This is a genomic window from Streptococcus sp. 1453, assembly GCF_013276955.1.
Classification (GTDB): domain Bacteria; phylum Bacillota; class Bacilli; order Lactobacillales; family Streptococcaceae; genus Streptococcus.
This window is the reverse complement of sequence record NZ_VMLZ01000005.1, coordinates 366,567-384,454: the sequence shown is the minus strand read 5'-3', so window position 1 is coordinate 384,454 and position 17,888 is coordinate 366,567. Positions and strand designations below refer to the sequence as shown.

Annotated in this window: 19 protein-coding genes; 15 read left to right on the top strand and 4 right to left on the bottom strand. The window is 41.8% G+C overall.

What is annotated here, in order from left to right:
- Window positions 1-140: 140 nt before the first annotated feature.
- From HW098_RS05390 to mnmG, 8 genes are all read left to right on the top strand, one after another.
- Window positions 141-2,249: a bacteriocin-associated integral membrane family protein gene (locus tag HW098_RS05390; protein WP_176139491.1), complete on the top strand. Its 2,109-nt coding sequence runs from the start codon at window positions 141-143 to the stop codon at window positions 2,247-2,249.
- A complete protein-coding gene (locus tag HW098_RS05385; protein ID WP_176139490.1) occupies window positions 2,246-2,887 on the top strand; it encodes an ABC transporter ATP-binding protein in 642 nt (213 codons plus the stop codon). Before HW098_RS05390 ends, HW098_RS05385 begins: the two co-directional genes overlap by 4 nt.
- 206 nt (window positions 2,888-3,093) lie before the next feature.
- Window positions 3,094-3,900: an ABC transporter substrate-binding protein gene (locus HW098_RS05380; protein WP_001038480.1), complete on the top strand. Its 807-nt coding sequence runs from the start codon at window positions 3,094-3,096 to the stop codon at window positions 3,898-3,900.
- 16 nt (window positions 3,901-3,916) lie between these two features.
- A complete protein-coding gene (locus tag HW098_RS05375; RefSeq protein ID WP_176139489.1) occupies window positions 3,917-5,113 on the top strand; it encodes an argininosuccinate synthase in 1,197 nt (398 codons plus the stop codon).
- Window positions 5,114-5,141: 28 nt separating this feature from the next.
- Window positions 5,142-6,536 carry an argininosuccinate lyase gene (gene argH, locus HW098_RS05370; protein WP_176139488.1) on the top strand — a complete coding sequence of 465 codons (1,395 nt, stop codon included), beginning with the start codon at window positions 5,142-5,144 and terminating at the stop codon, window positions 6,534-6,536.
- A gap of 156 nt (window positions 6,537-6,692) precedes the next feature.
- Window positions 6,693-7,814, top strand: a complete 1,122-nt coding sequence (gene mnmA / locus HW098_RS05365; protein WP_176139487.1) for a tRNA 2-thiouridine(34) synthase MnmA — start codon at window positions 6,693-6,695, stop codon at window positions 7,812-7,814.
- Between the two features lie 140 nt (window positions 7,815-7,954).
- A complete protein-coding gene (locus HW098_RS05360; protein WP_176139486.1) occupies window positions 7,955-8,410 on the top strand; it encodes an NUDIX hydrolase in 456 nt (151 codons plus the stop codon).
- 9 nt (window positions 8,411-8,419) lie between these two features.
- Window positions 8,420-10,333 carry a tRNA uridine-5-carboxymethylaminomethyl(34) synthesis enzyme MnmG gene (mnmG, locus tag HW098_RS05355; RefSeq protein WP_176139485.1) on the top strand — a complete coding sequence of 638 codons (1,914 nt, stop codon included), beginning with the start codon at window positions 8,420-8,422 and terminating at the stop codon, window positions 10,331-10,333.
- 196 nt (window positions 10,334-10,529) lie between these two features.
- On the opposite strand, the gene HW098_RS05350 is transcribed toward mnmG, so the two are convergent.
- Together HW098_RS05350 and HW098_RS05345 are read right to left on the bottom strand one after the other, a co-directional pair.
- Window positions 10,530-12,209, bottom strand: a complete 1,680-nt coding sequence (locus HW098_RS05350) for a ribonuclease J (RefSeq protein ID WP_176139484.1) — start codon at window positions 12,207-12,209, stop codon at window positions 10,530-10,532.
- A 1-nt stretch (window position 12,210) separates the two neighbouring features.
- A complete protein-coding gene (locus HW098_RS05345; protein ID WP_000639575.1) occupies window positions 12,211-12,444 on the bottom strand; it encodes a DNA-dependent RNA polymerase subunit epsilon in 234 nt (77 codons plus the stop codon).
- 279 nt (window positions 12,445-12,723) lie between these two features.
- Between HW098_RS05345 and HW098_RS05340 the strand changes: the two genes are divergently transcribed.
- Window positions 12,724-12,939: a hypothetical protein gene (locus HW098_RS05340; protein ID WP_000282478.1), complete on the top strand. Its 216-nt coding sequence runs from the start codon at window positions 12,724-12,726 to the stop codon at window positions 12,937-12,939.
- Window positions 12,940-13,262: 323 nt separating this feature from the next.
- Here HW098_RS05340 and cibB read toward each other — a convergent pair whose 3' ends face one another.
- Together cibB and cibA are read right to left on the bottom strand one after the other, a co-directional pair.
- Window positions 13,263-13,415 (bottom strand): fratricide two-peptide bacteriocin subunit CibB, encoded by a 153-nt coding sequence (gene cibB, locus HW098_RS05335; protein ID WP_000974044.1) that lies wholly within the window; start codon window positions 13,413-13,415, stop codon window positions 13,263-13,265.
- Between the two features lies 1 nt (window position 13,416).
- Window positions 13,417-13,602 (bottom strand): fratricide two-peptide bacteriocin subunit CibA, encoded by a 186-nt coding sequence (gene cibA, locus HW098_RS05330; RefSeq protein ID WP_000180841.1) that lies wholly within the window; start codon window positions 13,600-13,602, stop codon window positions 13,417-13,419.
- A gap of 177 nt (window positions 13,603-13,779) precedes the next feature.
- Here cibA and tsaB point away from each other — a divergent pair, with 177 nt between their 5' ends.
- From tsaB to HW098_RS05300, 6 genes are all read left to right on the top strand, one after another.
- Window positions 13,780-14,463 carry a tRNA (adenosine(37)-N6)-threonylcarbamoyltransferase complex dimerization subunit type 1 TsaB gene (tsaB, locus tag HW098_RS05325; protein WP_176139483.1) on the top strand — a complete coding sequence of 228 codons (684 nt, stop codon included), beginning with the start codon at window positions 13,780-13,782 and terminating at the stop codon, window positions 14,461-14,463.
- Complete coding sequence (rimI, locus tag HW098_RS05320; RefSeq protein WP_176139482.1) at window positions 14,460-14,897, top strand: ribosomal protein S18-alanine N-acetyltransferase; 438 nt, start codon at window positions 14,460-14,462, stop codon at window positions 14,895-14,897. The genes tsaB and rimI overlap by 4 nt, the downstream gene beginning before the upstream one ends.
- On the top strand, window positions 14,887-15,897 hold the full coding sequence (gene tsaD / locus HW098_RS05315) for a tRNA (adenosine(37)-N6)-threonylcarbamoyltransferase complex transferase subunit TsaD (protein ID WP_061665024.1): 1,011 nt from the start codon (window positions 14,887-14,889) through the stop codon (window positions 15,895-15,897). Before rimI ends, tsaD begins: the two co-directional genes overlap by 11 nt.
- A 103-nt stretch (window positions 15,898-16,000) precedes the next feature.
- Window positions 16,001-16,864: an XRE/MutR family transcriptional regulator gene (locus HW098_RS05310; RefSeq protein WP_061665023.1), complete on the top strand. Its 864-nt coding sequence runs from the start codon at window positions 16,001-16,003 to the stop codon at window positions 16,862-16,864.
- 365 nt (window positions 16,865-17,229) lie between these two features.
- Window positions 17,230-17,571 carry a hypothetical protein gene (locus tag HW098_RS05305; RefSeq protein ID WP_050242651.1) on the top strand — a complete coding sequence of 114 codons (342 nt, stop codon included), beginning with the start codon at window positions 17,230-17,232 and terminating at the stop codon, window positions 17,569-17,571.
- Between the two features lie 13 nt (window positions 17,572-17,584).
- Entirely contained in the window at window positions 17,585-17,869 is a 285-nt protein-coding gene (locus tag HW098_RS05300) for a bacteriocin immunity protein (RefSeq protein WP_050242650.1), read from the top strand.
- Window positions 17,870-17,888 lie beyond the last annotated feature (19 nt).

Below are 17,888 nucleotides of genomic sequence, written 5' to 3'. Positions count from 1 at the left end.
TTCACTTTTGCATATTGATTTTAAATGGTGGACAACTTTGGCTATAAGTGCAGGATTTATTTACACCTACTTAAAATTTAGTAAAAAATAAAAAGTACCTGCACCTATCTCGCTTTCGTCTCTTCACGGGAGGTATCTCTATGAAAAAAATCAGTCATCTTTGTATGCTCCTGCTCTTGCTGTGTACTACGTTTTTTGTCCTGAATGTAAATGTTACACGTGAAATAGTGCGGATTCAGGAGATGGGCAAGACAACCTATTCATTTGACTTGTACTTGAAAGATGTCACTAAACCGACAGAAACGATTCTCCAATTTTTTGAAGAGGTTGCAAATCAAGACAAGGTCTCTATTATCAAAGTAGATAATGGCGATGAAGCCGTCAAGGCTGGTGTTTTTAATAAGGAAACCTTCCCCTATCAGGAGTTCGGTCTGACTTCTCTTGATTTTTCAAAGAATGAGAAGGGAGTCTACAGCAACCAGGATCTTCCCAATAATCTAGGAACCATTCCCACCTTTTTAAAGGTGAAACTCATTCGACTCCAGACCTTCCAATCCTATATTGAGGATAAATCCCATACTGTAAATGGGCGCTACATGATTACCTCCAGCAAAGAGATAGATCGCGATACCATTCTACAAAAGTGGAGTGATTTTTTCCAGATAGATAAGACGATTTTATTAGAACCCACTTACCGAAGTCAGGTTGGAGTGCTAAATCAAGAGTTGTTACTATCTATCATTATCTTTATCTTGGCAATCTTGCTTGTGATTTTAATGACAGTTTATCAGCCGATGATGGAGATGAAACGAGTGGGGGTTCAAAAGTTACTTGGTTTCCAAAGCAGGGCGATTTTAGCTGGTTTTGTAAAGACTAATTTTTATCTTCTCTTGGGTGGAAGTCTTATCATTGACTTGGGACTATTTTTAGTGCTGGACTACAGACCAAAACTTCTGTTCCCAAGTTTACTCTTATCCCAATTTCTGCTTTTACAGTTGTATTTATTCATCAGTTGGCTGACCTACCTGATGATTCAGAAAATGACAGTCAGTTCCATGTTGAAGGGTTTTTCATCTGTCAAACTTGGTCTTATCTTCAATTATGTGATGAAAATAGGGACAACTATTTTACTGACGGCCTTACTGATTGGGGTGGGCAGAAGTTTAGAACAAGAAAACAAAGAACTTGCTTATCAGCAACAGTGGGTAAGTCAAGGTAATTACCTGACCTTAGAAACCTTCAAACTCAATGATAATCTGTGGCAAGAAGAGCTAGCAGGGTCAGGGAAATCTACAGATTATTTCTATCGATTTTATCAGGATTTGGTAGAAAAAACGCAGGCGGGCTATGTGCAGAGTAGCAGTCTTCCTGTAAAAAATTTTGTCCAATCAGAACAGATTCAGCAATATCAGTTAACAGATACGGTGGATGTTTACTATGCCAATCGCAATTTTCTAAAGAGCAAGGGATTCAAGCTACCAGATACCGGTATTAAAAAAGTTATTTTGATGCCAGCAAGTACGAAAGGTGAAGAAGATAAAAATCAGCTCTTGGGGAAGTTAATTGCCTTTCATTCGATGAAGTATGAAGAGCAGCAAAAACGAACGATAGAGGAGATGGATGTCGAGATTGCCTATTATGAAGGAGATTGGTCATTTTTCCCATATAGTGATAAGCGAAAGGAAAATCTCTCCAATCCAATTATTAGCTTGGTCAATGATTCTGATATGATGTGGGATGAGAAAGCCTCCCTGTCAACAACTGGCTTAAATAATCCGATGAAAATTGAAAATACGGTTCAACATCAAAAAGAGATTACAGAGTTAGTTGAGAAATTGTCAGATGGAAATTATTTAAAATTTTCATCGATTCAAGCAATTCAAGAGGGGATAGTTGATACCTATCGGGATTCTGTTCGTAATTTTAACGTTCTTTTTGCCTTATTTGCTCTTCTCAGTATGATTGTCTCCTACTTTTTACTCGTTACTACTTTCTTGTTGAAGCGCAGGGATATTATCACCAAGAAGTTTATGGGGTGGAAACTGGTCGATCGCTACCGTCCTCTCCTCGTTCTGCTCTTGCTGGGCTATAGTCTCCCTCTTCTAGTATTGATTTTCTTTGCCCATGCGCTCTTACCACTCCTGCTGTTTGCAGGCTTTACATGTTTGGATATACTATTTGTGCTAATCTTGGCTTCTAGGATGGAGAAAAGAAGTTTAGTAGAGTTATTGAAAGGGGGCATCTTATGATTGAGTTGGAAAATATTACCAAAGCCATTGGGGGAAAAGTGATTTTGGATCACTTGTCTCTCAGGATTGATCAGGGGGATTTGGTAGCTATTGTTGGCAAGAGTGGTAGTGGTAAGTCGACCTTGTTAAATTTATTAGGTTTGATAGATGGTGATTATAGCGGACGGTATGAGATTTTTGACCAGACAAATCTAGCGGTTAATTCTGCCAAGTCACAAACAATAATCCGTGAACATATCTCTTACCTATTTCAAAATTTTGCCCTGATTGATGATGAAACGGTCGAGTACAATCTTATGCTGGCGCTGAAATATGTAAAATTGTCTAAGAAAGACAAGCTCAAAAAGGTGGAAGAGATTTTAGAGAGAGTAGGTTTGTCAGCTACTTTGCACCAAAAGGTCTCTGAGTTATCTGGTGGCGAACAACAACGAATTGCAGTTGCTAGAGCCATATTAAAACCCAGCCAGCTGATTTTAGCCGATGAACCAACAGGTTCGCTGGATCCTGAAAATAGAGATTTGGTCTTGAAGTTTCTCTTAGAGATGAATCGCGAGGGGAAAACAGTTATTATTGTGACCCACGATGCTTATGTAGCCCAACAATGTCATCGGATCATTGAATTGGGCGAGGGAAAATGAGTTCGTTCAGCTTCATTTGACTGACTGAATACTCATGTTTTCCAGAGAGAAATAGCATAAATACGCCTAGGAATGACATTTTTATGTAATATTTCTAGGTTTTTTTGTTTTAAATTGAAAAAAATTACAATTTAGGCTTGACAAATGATGAGTATAGGAGTATTATTTATACAAATAAAAAGAATAAACATAAAGGAGGCTTTGTTATGAATAAGATGAAGAAGGTGTTGATGACGATGTTTGGTTTAGTGATGCTCCCCCTACTATTTGCTTGTAGTAACAATCAATCGGCTGGAATTGAAGCCATCAAGTCCAAAGGAAAATTAGTTGTAGCCCTCAATCCAGATTTTGCTCCATTTGAATACCAAAAAGTGGTTGATGGGAAAAATCAGATTGTGGGTTCAGATATCGAATTAGCCAAGGCTATCGCAACAGAACTAGGTGTCGAATTGGAACTATCTCCCATGAGTTTTGACAATGTACTGGCTAGTGTTCAATCAGGAAAAGCCGATCTTGCCATATCTGGTGTTTCTAAGACAGATGAACGGAGCAAGGTGTTCGATTTTTCAACTCCCTACTATACTTCAAAAAATAAGCTCATTGTCAAAAAATCTGACTTAGCCACTTATCAGTCTGTAAACGACTTGGCGCAGAAAAAGGTTGGGGCGCAGAAAGGTTCGATTCAAGAGACGATGGCGAAAGATTTGCTACAAAATTCTTCCCTCGTATCTCTGCCTAAAAATGGGAATTTAATCACAGATTTAAAATCAGGACAAGTGGATGCCGTTATTTTTGAAGAACCAGTTGCCAAGGGATTTGTGGAAAATAATCCTGATTTAGCAATCGCAGACCTCAATTTTGAAAAAGAGCAAGATGATTCCTACGCGGTCGCCATGAAAAAAGATAGCAAGGAATTGAAAGAGGCAGTCGATAAAACCATTCAAAAGTTGAAGGAGTCTGGGGAATTAGACAAACTCATTGAGGATGCCTTTAAAGCATCCATTGAAAAATAGAAAGAAGGAAAAGAACATGAGTAAAGAAAAAGTAATTTTGGCCTATTCTGGCGGTTTAGACACATCAGTTGCTATTACCTGGTTAAAGAAAGACTATGATGTTGTTGCAGTTTGTATGGATGTGGGTGAAGGGAAAGACTTAGATTTCATCCATGATAAGGCTCTCAAGGTTGGGGCAGTCGAATCTTATGTCATTGATGTTAAGGACGAATTTGCTACAGATTATGTGCTAGTAGCTCTCCAGTCACATGCCTATTATGAACAAAAGTACCCCTTGGTATCTGCCTTGAGCCGCCCTCTTATTTCTAAAAAATTGGTTGAAATAGCGCATCAGACAGGAGCGACTACAATTGCTCATGGTTGTACAGGTAAGGGGAATGACCAAGTGCGTTTTGAAGTATCGATTGCAGCCTTGGATCCCAATTTAAAAGTGATTGCACCAGTTCGTGAATGGAAATGGTCTCGGGAGGAAGAAATTCATTATGCCAAGGAAAATGGGGTACCTGTTCCTGCTGACCTTGACAATCCCTACTCTGTCGACCAAAATCTTTGGGGACGTGCCAATGAGTGTGGTATTTTGGAAAATCCATGGAATCAGGCTCCAGAAGAAGCCTTTGGCATCACAACTTCTCCAGAGCAAGCTCCAGATATGCCAGAATACATTGAGATTGAGTTTAGTGAAGGCGTTCCAGTTTCCCTCAATGGAGAAGAGCTAAAATTGGCAGATTTGATTCAAAAACTCAATGAAATAGCTGGAAAACATGGGGTCGGACGGATTGACCATGTGGAAAATCGTTTGGTTGGGATTAAATCAAGAGAAATCTATGAATGCCCAGGGGCGGTGACCCTGCTGACAGCTCATAAGGAAATTGAGGACTTGACGCTTGTGAGAGAAGTGGCTCATTTTAAACCAATTATAGAAAATGAATTATCAAATCTCATTTATAATGCTTTGTGGTTTAGCCCGGCTACACAAGCCTTGATTGCTTATATTAAAGAGACTCAAAAAGTTGTCAATGGAACTGCAAAAGTTAAACTCTATAAGGGGAGCGCTCAGGTCGTGGCTCGGAAATCACCAAATTCTCTTTACGATGAAAATTTGGCGACGTATACCAGTGCAGATACCTTTGACCAAGATGCAGCTGTTGGCTTTATTAAGTTGTGGGGACTTCCAACCAAGGTTCATTCTGAGGTTCAAAAAAGCGCCAAATAGGACGATTGGATAGAGAGGTGGATGTGATATGGCTAAGAATACAAAATTATGGGGTGGTCGCTTTGAAGGTACTGTCGAAGACTGGGTAGAACGCTTTGGTGCGAGTATATCTTTTGACCAGAAATTAGCTAAATTTGATGTGATTGGTTCTTTAGCCCACGTTCAGATGTTGGGTCAGACGGGCATTTTGAGTTTGAAGGAGTCAGAAAAGATTCAAGCAGGCTTGAAAGAGCTCCTAGAAGAGCTAGAGGCAGGTCAACTTGACTTTGATATTGCAAACGAAGATATTCATATGAATATGGAAGTGTTGCTGACAGAAAAAATTGGTCCCCTTGCAGGGAAGCTACATACGGCTCGTTCTAGAAATGACCAAGTTGCGACAGATATGCACTTGTATCTCAAGGAACAACTAGGCCATGTTCTAGATAAACTGGCTCATCTCAAGGGTGTTTTATTAGACTTGGCGGAAAATCATGTGGAGACGATCATGCCGGGCTATACCCATCTGCAACATGCCCAGCCTATTAGTTTTGCCCACCATCTGATGGCTTACTACAATATGTTTCAAAGAGACAGTGAACGTTTTGAATTCAACCAGAAGCATACAGACTTATGCCCTCTAGGTGCAGCAGCTTTGGCAGGGACGACTTTCCCCATTGATCGCCAATTGTCTAGCGATTTGCTGGAGTTTAAGCAACCTTATACAAATTCTTTGGATGCTGTTAGTGACCGCGATTTTATCTTAGAATTTCTATCAAATGCCAGCATACTCATGATGCATATGAGCCGTTTTTGTGAAGAAATGATCAATTGGTGTAGCTTTGAGTACCAATTCATTACCTTGTCAGATACGTTTACAACAGGCTCCTCTATTATGCCCCAAAAGAAAAATCCAGATATGGCTGAGTTGATTCGAGGAAAGACTGGCAGAGTTTATGGGAATCTGTTTGGATTATTGACAGTCATGAAGTCCTTGCCTTTAGCTTATAATAAGGATTTGCAAGAGGATAAGGAAGGAATGTTTGACACGGTCGAAACGATTTTAAATTCCCTTGATGTATTGGCAGGTATGTTATCCAGCTTGCAGGTGAACAAAGAAAAAATGCAAGAGTCGACAGAGAAGGACTTTTCAAATGCGACTGAGTTGGCAGATTATTTGGCAGGAAAAGGCTTGCCATTTAGAGAAGCTCATGAGGTTGTGGGAAGATTAGTGCTAGACTCTATCAAGTCTGCTAAAAATATTCAAGATTGGACTTTGGAGGAATTACAAACCTATCATTCCCTCATTGCCGAGGATATTTATGTCTACTTGCAACCTAAAACTGCTGTTCAAAGACGAAATTCCTTGGGAGGTACAGGATTTGACCAAGTGAAATACCAGATTGCAGTTGCTAAGAAAGCGAATGAAGCTAGAAAGTGCTAGAGTGATAGGTTCAGAATAAGAGGTTGGTCTATTGACAGCCTCTTTCTTGTCTTCTCCAACCAAGCATGTTATAATGAATACTGCTCAAGCGACCTTCAATCGTTAAAGCACACACGACCTTCAATCGTGAATAAACGAATAGATGGGAGACTTACCATGAGTGATAACTCTAAAACACGTGTTGTCGTGGGGATGAGTGGTGGTGTTGATTCGTCGGTGACGGCTCTTTTGCTCAAGGAGCAGGGCTACGATGTGATCGGTATCTTCATGAAGAACTGGGATGACACAGATGAAAACGGCGTCTGTACGGCGACCGAAGATTACAAGGATGTGGCTGCGGTGGCAGACCAGATCGGCATTCCTTACTACTCTGTCAATTTTGAAAAAGAGTACTGGGATCGCGTTTTTGAGTATTTCCTAGCGGAATACCGTGCAGGGCGCACGCCAAATCCAGATGTTATGTGCAACAAGGAAATCAAGTTCAAGGCCTTTTTGGACTATGCCATGACCTTGGGGGCAGACTATGTAGCGACTGGGCACTATGCCCGAGTGGCGCGTGATGAGGATGGCATCGTTCACATGCTTCGTGGCGTGGACAATGGCAAGGATCAGACCTATTTCCTCAGTCAACTTTCGCAAGAACAACTTCAAAAAACCATGTTCCCTCTGGGACATTTGGAGAAGCCTGAAGTTCGCAGACTAGCAGAAGAAGCAGGACTTGCGACTGCTAAGAAGAAAGACTCGACAGGGATTTGTTTTATCGGAGAAAAGAACTTTAAAAACTTCCTCAGCAACTACCTGCCAGCTCAGCCTGGTCGCATGATGACTGTGGATGGTCGCGATATGGGCGAGCATGCAGGTCTTATGTACTATACGATTGGTCAGCGTGGCGGTCTGGGTATCGGTGGGCAACACGGCGGTGACAATGCCCCTTGGTTCGTTGTCGGAAAAGACCTAAGCAAGAATATCCTCTATGTCGGTCAAGGATTCTACCATGATTCGCTCATGTCAACCAGCCTAGAAGCCAGTCAAGTCCACTTTACTCGTGAAATGCCAGAAGAGTTTACGCTCGAATGTACGGCTAAATTCCGCTACCGTCAGCCTGATTCTGAGGTGACCGTCCATGTCAAAGGAGATAAGGCAGAGGTTATATTTGCAGAACCGCAACGCGCGATTACACCAGGACAGGCAGTTGTCTTTTACGATGGCGAAGAGTGTCTAGGTGGCGGTTTGATTGACAATGCTTACCGCGATGGACAAGTTTGTCAGTACATTTAGATTGACAAATTTTCTCAATTTGCTACAATAATAAAAGCAATAGAAATGATGGTCAAAGCTCATGGATGTTGCAGGCTTTTTTGTCCTGCACTTCTCTGGAGTTTTGACTGTTTTTGTGTCGTTTAAGGGAAAGGACAAAAATGACTCAGCAAGACTTTCGGACAAAAGTAGGAAATACAGTTTTTGGTGTTCGGGCGACAGCCTTGATTCTCCAAAATCGCAAGCTCCTAGTCACCAAAGATAAGGGCAAGTATTACACTATTGGCGGTGCGATTCAAGTCAATGAAAGCACGGAAGAAGCGGTAATCCGCGAAGTGAAGGAAGAATTGGGTGTCGAAGCTCAAGCTGGGCAGCTAGCTTTTGTGGTTGAAAATCGTTTTGAACAGGACGGTGTTTCCTATCACAACATCGAGTTTCATTACTTAGTGGATTTGCTTGAAGATGCCCCATTGACCATGCAGGAAGATGAGAAGACGCAGCCCTGTGAATGGATTGACTTGGATAAGCTTGAGGATTTTCAACTAGTTCCAGCCTTTTTAAAAACAGCCTTACCCGATTGGAACGGCCAACTAAGACACATCCATCTTGAGGAATAGGAGAGAAATATGACTTATAATTTTACTGAAGAATACGATATTATTGTAATCGGTGCGGGACACGCTGGGGTAGAAGCATCCCTAGCAGCTAGCCGTATGGGCTGCAAGGTCTTACTTGCGACCATCAACATTGAAATGCTGGCTTTCATGCCTTGTAACCCTTCTATCGGTGGTTCTGCCAAGGGAATTGTCGTGCGTGAAGTTGATGCCCTCGGTGGCGAGATGGCCAAAACCATTGACAAGACTTACATCCAGATGAAGATGCTCAACACAGGGAAGGGGCCAGCTGTCCGTGCCCTTCGTGCGCAGGCTGACAAGGAGCTTTACTCTAAGGAAATGCGCAAGACGGTTGAAAATCAAGAAAATCTGATCCTTCGTCAAACCATGATTGATGAGATTTTGGTTGAAGATGGTAAGGTTGTCGGTGTTCGTACAGCTACCCATCAAGAATACGCTGCTAAGGCTGTTATTGTGACGACAGGGACTGCTCTCCGTGGGGAAATTATCATCGGAGACCTCAAGTATTCATCAGGTCCTAACCACAGCCTAGCTTCTATTAACCTTGCTGATAATCTCAAGGAATTGGGCCTCGAAATGGGTCGTTTCAAGACAGGAACCCCCCCACGTGTCAAGGCTTCTTCTATCAATTACGATGTGACCGAGATTCAGCCAGGAGACGAAGCGCCTAATCATTTCTCCTACACTTCACGTGATGAGGATTATGTCAAGGATCAGGTGCCATGCTGGTTGACCTATACCAATGGTACCAGTCATGAAATTATCCAAAATAACCTCCACCGTGCGCCTATGTTTACAGGTGTGGTCAAGGGAGTGGGGCCTCGTTACTGTCCATCGATTGAGGACAAGATTGTGCGCTTTGCGGACAAGGAACGCCACCAACTCTTCCTTGAGCCAGAAGGGCGCAATACAGAGGAAGTCTATGTCCAAGGACTTTCAACCAGTCTGCCTGAGGATGTCCAACGTGACTTGGTTCATTCTATCAAAGGTTTGGAAAATGCAGAGATGATGCGGACAGGTTATGCCATTGAGTATGATATGGTCTTGCCTCACCAGTTGCGTGCGACTCTGGAAACCAAGAAAATCTCCGGACTTTTCACTGCTGGTCAGACTAATGGAACGTCAGGTTACGAAGAGGCAGCAGGCCAAGGGATTATCGCTGGGATCAATGCGGCTCTGAAAATCCAAGGCAAGCCTGAATTGATTTTGAAGCGCAGTGACGGTTATATCGGGGTGATGATTGATGACTTGGTGACCAAGGGAACGATTGAGCCTTATCGCCTTTTGACCAGTCGTGCTGAATACCGCCTCATTCTCCGCCATGACAATGCTGATATGCGTTTGACTGAGATGGGCCGTGAGATTGGTCTTGTGGATGATGAACGCTGGACTCGCTTTGAAATCAAGAAAAATCAATTTGAAAATGAGATGAAACGCCTAGACAGCATCAAACTCAAGCCAGTCAAGGAAACCAATGCTAAGGTTGAGGAGATGGGCTTCAAGCCGTTGACAGATGCAGTGACAGCTAAGGAATTCCTTCGCCGTCCAGAAGTTTCTTACCAAGATGTGGTGGCCTTCATCGGACCAGCTGCAGAGGACTTGGATGACAAGATTATCGAATTGATTGAAACAGAAATCAAGTATGAAGGCTATATTTCCAAAGCCATGGACCAGGTTGCTAAGATGAAACGCATGGAAGAAAAACGCATTCCATCCAATATAGACTGGGATGACATTGATTCTATCGCGACAGAAGCCCGTCAGAAGTTCAAACTCATCAATCCAGAAACCATCGGCCAAGCCAGCCGTATTTCGGGAGTAAACCCAGCAGATATTTCTATTTTGATGGTGTATCTTGAAGGTAAAAATCGTAGTATTTCTAAAACTCTTCAAAAATCAAAATGATACGTCGTCGGCTTCTTACGAATGAGTTCAAAGCTTGGCTTTGATTCATCTACAGCCTCCCATAGTTCCCCGAACTATGGGAGCTAACTCAAGTTATGCTTTCGCCTAGCCTTCTAGTCTGATTTCGATTTTTATTGAGTTTTAATCTAAAAAGAAAGCATAGAAAAAACAGCTCCGTCGGGGCTGTTTTCTTGCTTTATTCTTCATCTGGTGTGAGGATCATCGGGATGATAATCGGTTCACGTTCGGTATTTTCATAGAGGAAGGGGCGAATAGCGTTGACAATGGCACCATTGACAGATTGAACGCTAGCGTCCTTGTTTTTCAGTGCGATACGAATGGCATTGAAGAGGATTCGCTGGCTTTGGCGAATCAAGTCGCCAGATTCTCTCATGTAGACAAAGCCTCGGCTGAGGATGTCTGGACCAGATAGAATCATCTGTGATTTGAAGTCAACAGTTGCGACTGCCAGAACGACACCGTCTTCAGATAGATCACGACGATCTTTGAGGACAGCAGCACCGATTTCACCGATACGATTTCCATCGACATAGATATCTTGGGCGTTGAAATGACCTGCAATACGAGCTGAGTCAGCAGTAAGGGCAAGCACATCACCATTGCTCATGATAAAGATATTGTCCTTCTCAACACCAGTATCTACCGCTAGTCCAGCGTGGACTTTTTGCATGCGGTATTCACCGTGGACAGGCATGAAGTATTTTGGCTTAATCAAGCGGAGCATGAGTTTTTGCTCTTGCTGACCACCGTGTCCAGATGTATGGATATTATTCACTTTACCGTGGATAACTTCGACACCAGCTTCAGAAATGATGTTAATCAGCTTGTTGACGCTAGTCGTATTTCCAGGGATTGGACTTGAAGAGAAGATAACTGTATCACCTGGTTGGAGTTGTACCTGACGGTGGGTTCCGTTGGCGATACGAGAGAGGGCTGCCATCGGCTCACCCTGACTACCTGTACAGAGGATCAGAATTTCTCCTGCAGGGTAGTCTTTGATTTCATTTGGATCGATAAAGGTTCCCTTAGGAGCTTTGATGTAGCCAAGATCGATTCCGTTGACAATGGCCTTTTCCATAGAACGACCAAAGACAGCGATCTTGCGCCCAGTCTTAACAGCAGCTTCTGTTGCTTGCTGGAGACGGAAGATATTTGAGGCAAAGGATGCAAAGATGATACGTCCCTCTATGCCTTGGATAATCTTCATGATGGACTGGCCAACGACTTTTTCAGAGTTGGTAAAGGTTGGAATTTCTGCATTTGTCGAGTCCGAAAGAAGACAGAGAACGCCTTCTTCACCAAGAGATGCCATACGGTGCAAGTCTGCTGGTTCACCAACTGGAGTAAAGTCGAACTTAAAGTCACCCGTACAAACGATTTTTCCTTGAGGAGTATGAATGACAATCCCCAAAGGCTCTGGAATAGAGTGAGTGGTTCTAAAGAAAGTTGCCTTGAGATTTTTAAAGGTCAACTCAGTATTGTGGTTGATTTCGTAAAGTTTGGCGTTGCGCAAGAGGCCGTGTTCTTCGAGTTTTCCACGGATCAAAGCCAAGGCAAGTGGTCCAGCATAGATAGGGACATTTGCTTGCTTGAGTAGGAAAGGAATGCCACCGATGTGGTCCTCGTGTCCGTGGGTAATCAAAACAGCCTTGACGCGGTCGATATTGTCTACGATGTAAGAATAATCAGGAATGACATAGTCGATACCAAGCAAGTCATCTTCTGGGAATTTAATCCCAGCATCGACGATGACAATCTCATCTTGGTATTCAATTCCGTATGTGTTTTTCCCGATTTCTCCCAGACCACCGATGGCAAAAACGCCGACTTCTTCAGGTTTAAGAGTATAGGCCATATTAGAACTCCGTGATTTCGAAGGCGCCAGTTTCTTTTTCGTAATCTAGCAATTTGTCAGACAAGCGTTCGATATACTCGATGTTGTACTCTGGGCGATTTTCTTCGACAAGTTGGCGAGCAGCGATACGGCCCTCGAGTTCTGAGCTGGCATCGATGTCTAGGTAAAGTGCGCGTGTTGTTTCACGACGTGGGCTACGTTCTTTTGTTTCTTGATAAAAAACTTTGTAAATCATATAGTTCCTTTCTATTTACAGGTCAGCTTATTCCAAACTTTTAACATAGATTTGCTTGATTTCATTCCATTTTGTGTCTAGATTGACCTTGATTCGTTACAATTATTTCAATTATACCACAAAATGAAAAATTAGTAAAAGACGGAAACGAGAAAGTCATAGGGCGATTTCTTTGGTAAGCGCTTGCAAAAACAAAGAAAATGTGTTATGTTGATAATGGAAGTGAAATTTATTGCTTGTCATAATTCCATATAGTTTTTAAGTCAAGGAGGTTGCCCTATGTATAACTTATTTGCTTTTGCTATCGGAGCTCGCTTGGTAGCTTTTATTGTTTTTGTTGCTTGCGTTTATGCGGGGAATCTTCTATTTGCCAAACTGGAACGACGACAAACCAAGTTCTTGTGGAAAATTACCTTTGTGACTCTCTACTCGCTTTTTCTCCTCCTCGTAACCTATGTCGTTTGGTTTGTATTTTACTTTGGATTAAATGCTTAGATGCTCTGCTTATGCTGGGGCATTTTTGTTTGGGGATATAGAGATAGTAGATTTACGACACGAAAATTCCACCCCATCTATCAAGATGAGGTGGTCTTTGCATTTTTCTAAAATGACATGACAATCGAATTTTCATAGCTTATTAGTTTTATGTTAATGATTCTTCTGTTCAAAAATAGAGTTGAAGCATAAAAATAAAACAATACAAACAGATAAATCAATTGGTAAAGGGATAGTAGTCATGTTTAAATCATTGAGAATGCTGAGCAAACTGTAAGAGATAAAGATAATAAAATTTATCTTTCTAAAAATGTGTTTTTTATTTAGCATGACTTACCAAATTTTTTACGAAGGTCTTTTCCAATGGTATAACCTGCCATAAATAAAGCGATACCAACACCTACACCAAAGCCCCCCTTTATTTCTTGCAATTCCTTATTAGAAATTTCACAATAGTTGTTCAAATCTTTCATCATATTAATCTCCTCCTAAAAAATAACCAGCTGCCAAACCAGAACCTATAAGTGCTGTTCCACCTGCAATAGCTTTCCAAGATACTGCTACTCCAAAGATAACCAAGGGAGCGAGACCGCCATCAATATCTGATAATTCATTTTCAGATAAGGATAAAAATTGATTGTCAAGAACGTCAAAATTTGTCATTGAACTTTCCTCCTTTTTTCTTGTTCACTTTTATATTCGTAAAAGAAAAGGAAAAGTGAACATTTTTTTAAATTATTTTTAGTTAAGTGAGGGCATTTTTGTTTGGGGATAAAGAAAATTCCCATGTGCCAGCTTTTGTAGTATAATAGTAAGCAGACAAAAAGATAGGAATGTGTTATGAAAGTATTAGCTTTTGATACGTCCAGCAAGGCTCTTTCTCTCGCTATTTTAGAGGACAAGCAGGTTCTTGCTGAGACTACTATTAACATCAAGAAAAATCACAGTATTACCCTCATGCCTGCCATCGATTTTTTGATGGCAAGTTTGGACTGGACGCCCAAGGATTTGGACCGAATCGTGGTGGCAGAAGGGCCAGGTAGCTACACAGGCTTGCGAATTGCGGTGGCAACTGCCAAGACCTTAGCTCATACCCTGAACATCGAGTTGGTTGGTATGTCTAGCCTCTTGGCTCTGGTGCCATACCAACAAGAAGGCTTGTTCGTCCCTTTGATGGATGCGCGTCGCAACAATGTTTACGCAGGATTTTATGAAAATGCTAAACCTATCATGCCAGAAGCACACCTGCCTTTTGAGCGAGTGATTGAGCTAATCAAGGGGGCTAGTCAGGTAACCTTTGTTGGAGAAGTTGGCACCTTTGTGGAGCAGATTCAAGAACACTTGCCAAGGACTGATTACAAAGAAACCTTGCCTAATGCAGCCAATCTTGCTCTTTTGGCCTGGGACAAGGAAGCAGACTCCTTACACGACTTTGTGCCGAACTACCTCAAGCGTGTCGAGGCTGAGGAAAACTGGCTCAAGAACCATACCGAGTCTGGCGAGTCTTACATTAAACGCCTATGATAGAAATCAAACGAATCCAACAGCAGCCTGATCTAGCTAAAGCCATCTACGCTGTTATGATAGCTGTTTACCCAGTCAGTCCTTGGACTCTGGAACAAATCCAAGCAGACCTGGCTCAAGATCAGACTTGGTATGCTCTGGTTTATGATGGGGCAGAAGTGATTGGTTTTCTAGCTGTTCAGGAGAATCTTTTTGAGGCAGAAGTCCTGCAAATCGCTGTCAAAGGAGCCTATCAGGGTCAGGGAATTGCGTCAGCCTTGTTTGCTCAATTGCCGACAGACAAGGAGATTTTCCTCGAAGTCAGAAAGTCAAATCAACGAGCGCAAGCATTTTACAAGAAAGAAAAGATGGCGGTCATCGCTGAGCGAAAGGCCTACTACCATGACCCAGTCGAGGACGCCATCATCATGAAGAGAGAAATAGATGAAGGATAGATATATTTTAGCATTTGAGACATCCTGTGATGAGACCAGTGTTGCCGTCTTGAAAAACGACGATGAGCTCTTGTCCAATGTCATTGCTAGTCAAATTGAGAGTCACAAACGTTTTGGGGGCGTAGTGCCAGAAGTAGCCAGTCGCCACCATGTCGAGGTCATTACAGCCTGTATCGAGGAGGCGCTAGCAGAAGCAGGGATTACCGAAGACGATGTTACAGCTGTTGCAGTTACCTATGGACCTGGCTTGGTTGGAGCCTTACTCGTTGGTTTGTCAGCGGCTAAGGCCTTTGCTTGGGCACATGGACTTCCCCTGATTCCCGTTAACCACATGGCTGGTCATCTCATGGCAGCTCAGAGCGTGGAGCCTTTGGAGTTTCCCTTGTTAGCCCTCTTGGTTAGCGGTGGGCACACAGAGTTGGTTTATGTTTCGGAGGCTGGAGATTACAAGATTGTTGGGGAAACGCGAGATGACGCGGTTGGTGAGGCTTATGATAAGGTCGGCCGTGTCATGGGCTTGACCTATCCTGCAGGTCGCGAGATTGACGAGCTAGCTCATCAGGGGCAGGATATTTATGATTTTCCTCGTGCCATGATTAAGGAGGATAATCTGGAGTTTTCATTCTCTGGTTTGAAGTCTGCCTTTATCAATCTTCATCACAATGCTGAACAAAAGGGAGAAAATCTGTCTACAGAGGACTTGTGTGCGTCCTTCCAAGCAGCTGTCCTGGATATTCTCATGGCAAAAACCAAGAAGGCTTTGCAGAAATATCCTGTTAAAACTTTAGTCGTGGCTGGAGGTGTGGCAGCCAATAAAGGTCTCAGAGAACGCCTAGCAGCCGAAATCACAGATGTCAAGGTCATCATTCCCCCTCTGCGCCTCTGCGGAGATAATGCAGGTATGATTGCCTATGCCAGCGTCAGCGAGTGGAACAAAGAAAACTTCGCAGGCTTGGACCTCAATGCTAAACCAAGTCTCGCTTTTGATACTATAGAATAAAGAGTCAGCTTAAGGCTGGCTTTTTTGTCCTCTTAAATGTCAGAATATTTTGACAAAACTATAAAAATAATGATATAATATGCAAAAGCTAGGAGGTGGTCAGATGATTGAGAGAATGGAATTGGGGGAATTTTACAAGGAATTGCGCTTGGCTAGAAAGCTCAAGCAGTCAGATGTAGCTTGTGCTGGACTAACAGCTTCTCAGCTATCCAAGTTCGAACTAGGGCAGTCTATGCTATCTGCGGACAAGCTAATCCTAGCTATTCAAGGAATCAATATGAATTTTGATGAGTTTGGGCACAAGCTCAACAACTATCAAGAATCTCCACATATGCAGATTGGTAGGAGGGTTGTGGATCGCTTTGCCCACCAAGATATAGCTGGCTTAGAGCAACTGTTGGAGGAAGTCGAGCAAGGACAGATGGCAGAGACCTATCGTTGTTTAAATGCCATTGTGATTAAAAATGCTATTCATTCCTTAAATAAGAGCTATCTGCTAACAGAGGAGGATAGGGAGTTTTTGACTACTTATCTCTATGCTATTGAGTCTTGGACCTGGTTTGAACTTTATCTTTTTTGCAATACTATGCCCTTCTTGAGCAATCAAGACCTAATCTTTTTATCAACCTCTTTGCTTGAAAAATCCAAGGAATTTAAAGAGTTGGTACATAATAGACTGTATATGAAGCAAGGACTCTTAAATATCTTATCAGAACTCATGGAGCGAAAACTTTTCTCATACATCCCAATCTTCGAAGCCGAGTTGGAGAGCATGTTGCGTCCGTACGATGTTTTTGAGAAAGTATCGTGGCAATTTTTAAAGAAAATGAGTGTCTTTCTTCAAACTAAAGGAAGCAATCAAAAAGAGATTGAACACTTTATCCAATCTCTGCAAGTATTAGAAAATCCACAATTAACAGCTCTATTCGAATTGCGTTTTCAGCAATACAAAGAACTTATCGATTGATTAGAAACGGGAAGACGATAACCCACTCCGAAATAAGCAGGAGTATCAGTTGGATTTTTCTTTTTTTCATCATTATATCCCTCCTTGTTAGTAGTAACTTTATTATACCAGGGAAATAATCAAATCCACCAAAATCGCAAATCTGAAATTTCTATAAGAAAAAATATCAAATATGCGATTTTTTAAAATAAGCCAATTTTCGTGTTATACTGTACTTGTAAAGCACTTGAAGCAAATCCTAGGTAGCAGAAGTGGTTTACAAATGAAGAAAGATTTTCCTACAATCAAAGTGCAATCTTACTATTGATATTGGAAATGATAGTTTATATTTACGTCAAATTACTTATTAGAAAGGTGCAACTAATATGAGAGTTAAATTTTTACTAAAAACGGGAATTATTCTAGCTGGCTTTGTTTTCGTAAATACAGTAGCATTGAACACAACAACTGTCTTTGCTGACAGTCCTTCGGTTGAAGAAGTAGAGTCCAGAGCCCGAATTCAAGATAGAACTGTTGTCTTAACTTATGATCTAGTGGATAACTCAGAGGATTATTGGGTTTATAAATATAGAGCAGCACCCTACGACTTTTACTATAATACAAAGACTAAGAAATGGAAGTCTGTACAATATATTTCTAATTTGGAACACACTGTAAATGTTATGGTGGATGGTTGGGCTAAATATGGTCCTTGGCGTCCTAGATAAGATGAGGTAAACGATGGAAAAGCAGAGTCAGTTACAAATTTTAATTCATTCCCTGTACAATAATAAAGAAATCAGCTTGACGGAAGAATTTAGGAAGCAATTGCTAGAAACAGCGAAACAGTTTTCTAGTAGTAGTGAAGATTTGCTAGCTGTACGTCTCTCATTTGCCGTCTCTAAAGAATTATTGAACTTTAAAGGTGAACCGCCGACAGAGTTGTTGGATTTAGCAAAATTTGTCCAAAAGAAAGAAGCTAAATACAAGCAGGGAATAGTGTGGTCTGGTATTTTTAAGATATGATTTATTATAAAATACGGTA

What these genes read in the sequence shown, in the direction of transcription:
- HW098_RS05375 (WP_176139489.1), top strand. Translation starts at nt 3,917, where the DNA reads ATGAGTAAAGAAAAAGTAATTTTGGCCTATTCTGGCGGTTTAGACACA.
- mnmG (WP_176139485.1), top strand. Translation starts at nt 8,420, where the DNA reads ATGACTTATAATTTTACTGAAGAATACGATATTATTGTAATCGGTGCG.
- HW098_RS05345 (WP_000639575.1), bottom strand. Translation starts at nt 12,444, where the DNA reads ATGATTTACAAAGTTTTTTATCAAGAAACAAAAGAACGTAGCCCACGT.
- HW098_RS05300 (WP_050242650.1), top strand. Translation starts at nt 17,585, where the DNA reads ATGGAAAAGCAGAGTCAGTTACAAATTTTAATTCATTCCCTGTACAAT.
- HW098_RS05380 (WP_001038480.1), top strand. Translation starts at nt 3,094, where the DNA reads ATGAATAAGATGAAGAAGGTGTTGATGACGATGTTTGGTTTAGTGATG.
- HW098_RS05360 (WP_176139486.1), top strand. Translation starts at nt 7,955, where the DNA reads ATGACTCAGCAAGACTTTCGGACAAAAGTAGGAAATACAGTTTTTGGT.
- HW098_RS05390 (WP_176139491.1), top strand. Translation starts at nt 141, where the DNA reads ATGAAAAAAATCAGTCATCTTTGTATGCTCCTGCTCTTGCTGTGTACT.
- HW098_RS05310 (WP_061665023.1), top strand. Translation starts at nt 16,001, where the DNA reads ATGATTGAGAGAATGGAATTGGGGGAATTTTACAAGGAATTGCGCTTG.
- HW098_RS05385 (WP_176139490.1), top strand. Translation starts at nt 2,246, where the DNA reads ATGATTGAGTTGGAAAATATTACCAAAGCCATTGGGGGAAAAGTGATT.
- cibA (WP_000180841.1), bottom strand. Translation starts at nt 13,602, where the DNA reads ATGACAAATTTTGACGTTCTTGACAATCAATTTTTATCCTTATCTGAA.
- argH (WP_176139488.1), top strand. Translation starts at nt 5,142, where the DNA reads ATGGCTAAGAATACAAAATTATGGGGTGGTCGCTTTGAAGGTACTGTC.
- tsaB (WP_176139483.1), top strand. Translation starts at nt 13,780, where the DNA reads ATGAAAGTATTAGCTTTTGATACGTCCAGCAAGGCTCTTTCTCTCGCT.
- cibB (WP_000974044.1), bottom strand. Translation starts at nt 13,415, where the DNA reads ATGATGAAAGATTTGAACAACTATTGTGAAATTTCTAATAAGGAATTG.
- rimI (WP_176139482.1), top strand. Translation starts at nt 14,460, where the DNA reads ATGATAGAAATCAAACGAATCCAACAGCAGCCTGATCTAGCTAAAGCC.
- mnmA (WP_176139487.1), top strand. Translation starts at nt 6,693, where the DNA reads ATGAGTGATAACTCTAAAACACGTGTTGTCGTGGGGATGAGTGGTGGT.
- HW098_RS05305 (WP_050242651.1), top strand. Translation starts at nt 17,230, where the DNA reads ATGAGAGTTAAATTTTTACTAAAAACGGGAATTATTCTAGCTGGCTTT.
- HW098_RS05350 (WP_176139484.1), bottom strand. Translation starts at nt 12,209, where the DNA reads ATGGCCTATACTCTTAAACCTGAAGAAGTCGGCGTTTTTGCCATCGGT.
- HW098_RS05340 (WP_000282478.1), top strand. Translation starts at nt 12,724, where the DNA reads ATGTATAACTTATTTGCTTTTGCTATCGGAGCTCGCTTGGTAGCTTTT.
- tsaD (WP_061665024.1), top strand. Translation starts at nt 14,887, where the DNA reads ATGAAGGATAGATATATTTTAGCATTTGAGACATCCTGTGATGAGACC.